Source organism: Corallococcus sp. 4LFB (assembly GCF_046520365.1).
Lineage (GTDB): Bacteria > Myxococcota > Myxococcia > Myxococcales > Myxococcaceae > Corallococcus > Corallococcus caeni.
On record NZ_JBKGHJ010000811.1, the window covers coordinates 1 to 2,421 of the forward strand.

Annotated in this window: 1 protein-coding gene; it reads right to left on the bottom strand. The window is 72.3% G+C overall.

Annotation, left to right across the window (positions count from 1 at the left end):
• Window positions 1-2,421: amino acid adenylation domain-containing protein (locus ACLEQD_RS41425; RefSeq protein ID WP_410391420.1), on the bottom strand; the 2,421-nt coding region annotated here is incomplete at both ends.

The window sequence follows — 2,421 nt, forward strand, 5'->3', positions numbered from 1 at the left end:
TCGCGCACGAGCACGCCCATGGACCAGCCGTCGGAGACGATGTGGTGCATCGTCAAGAGCAGCACGTGCTCGGTGGCCGCGAGCCGCAACAACTGGACACGCAGCAGCGGTCCCTGCGCGAGATCGAACGGACGCATGGCCTCGGCGGAGGCCAGTCGCCGCGACTCCTCCAGCGCCGCGTCCCCCAGTGCACCCAGGTCCACCACTGACAGGGAGAAGTCGACGGCGGGGTGGATGACCTGGACGGGCTCGGGCTGCCGTGGCGCGAAGGTGGTGCGCAGGGGCTCGTGCCGTTCGATGAGGGCGCGGAAGGCCTGCTCCAGGGCCGCGACGTCCACGGCCCCCTGCATCCGCAGGGCGGTGGGAATGTTGTAGGCGAGGCTTCCGGGCTCCAGCTGATCAATCAGCCACAGCCGCTGCTGCGCGAACGACAGCGGCAGGTCCCCCGTGCGAGGCACCGGCGTCAACGCGGGCCACTCCTCCTCGGAAGCCCGAGGCCCGGCCTCGTCGATGCGCCGGGCGAGTCCCGCCAGGGTGGGCGCTTCGAAGAACGTGCGCAGCGGCAGCTCCACGCCGAAGGCCACGAGCACGCGCGAGACGAGCTGGGTGGCCAGCAGCGAGTGCCCGCCCACCTCGAAGAAGTCGTCCTCCGCGCCGATCCGCTCCACGCGGAGCACCTCGGTCCAGAGGGCCGCGAGCTTCTGCTCGGTGGGAGTCGTCGGAGGCACGTACCGTCCGCGCTCCAGCGCGGCCGCGGAGGGGACGGGCAGGGCCGCGCGGTCCACCTTGCCGTTGGGCGTGAGGGGCAGGGCCTCCATCACGACGAAGGCGGTCGGCACCATGTGCCCGGGCAGCTGCTGCTGGAGGTGTGCTCGCAGCGCCGCGGCGTCCAGCGTCGGTCCTCCCGCGCCGGAAGGAATGGCGACGTAGGCGACCAGACGCTTGTCGCCGGGCACGTCCTCGCGGGCCATCACCAGCGTCTCGGCGACGCCGGGCAGCCGCTGCAGCGCGGACTCCACCTCGCCCGGCTCGATGCGGAAGCCGCGCACCTTCACCTGGAAGTCGGTGCGGCCCAGGAACTCCAACGTGCCGTCCGCGCGCCAGCGGGCCCTGTCGCCCGTGCGGTAGAGGCGCTCGCCGGGCGACGGGGTGAAGGCGTTGGGAACGAAGCGCTCGGCGGTGAGGTCGGGGCGGCGCAGATAGCCCCACGCCAGGCCGGCGCCACCGACGAACAGCTCACCGGCCACGCCCACGGGCACGGGCCGCAGGTGGGTGTCCAGCACGTAGACCGTCGACTGCCCGATGGGCTTGCCGATGGGCACCGCATGCCCGACGGCGGACGCCGCGGTCATGATGTGCGCGGTGGAGGCGGTGGTGTTCTCCGTGGGGCCGTAGCCGTTGATGAGCACGGAACCGGGGGCCAGCTTCGCCAGGTGCTGACGGGCGCGCTCGGCGGGCATCACGTCGCCGCCAATCATGAGCTGGGACACCCGCGCCAGGGTCTCTCCCTGGTGGAGCGCCAGCTGCTCGAAGAGCGCGGTGGTAAGGACGACGCTCGTCGGAGCATGGCGGCGGAAGAAGGCCGCGAGCTCCTCCAGCGACAGCGAATGCGGCGGCGCGAGCACCAGCTGCGCCCCGTGCAGCAGGGCGCCCCAGATCTCCATCGTGGAGGCGTCGAAGGCGGTGGGCGCCAGCTGGAAGTACCGGTGCTCCGGGCCGAAGCGGAAGTAGGACGCGCCGCACACCAGCCGCATGACGCCGCGGTGGGGCACCATGACGCCCTTGGGCCGGCCGGTGGAGCCGGAGGTGAACATCACGTAGGCCAGGCTGTCCGCGGACGCGGACACGCTGGGCGCGTGAGTCGGCTTGCGCGCGAGGAGCGGGGCCTCGTCGTCCAGCAGCAGGGTGGCGCCGAAGAAGGACGGGAGGCTCTGCTCCCAGTCGGAGCGGGTCACCAGCACGGGGGCGCCGGAGTCCTCCAGCAGCATCGCGAGGCGCTCGTGGGGGTAACTCATCTCCAGCGGGACGTAGGCCGCGCCGGCCTTGAGCACGCCAAGGATGGCCACGATGAGGTCGAGCGAGCGTCCCAGGCCCAGCGCCACGCGAGTGCCCGGACGCACGCCCAGGCCGATGAGCGCGTGGGCGAGCTGGTTGGCGCGCTCGTCCAGCTGCCGGTACGTGAGGTGTTCGTCGCCGAAGACCACGGCCACCGCGTCCGGCGTCGCGCGCGCCTGCTCCGCGAAGCGCTGGTGGATGGAGGTCTCGTGGGGGAACGGCGACCGCGTGTCGTTCCAGTCGATGAGCAACTGGCGCTGCTCGGCTTCGTCCATGAGCGGCAGCGCGGACAGGGGCTGCCGCACGTCCCGGACGACGGCCTGGAGCACCGAACGCAGGTGCCCCAGCATGCGCGCGACGGTGGCC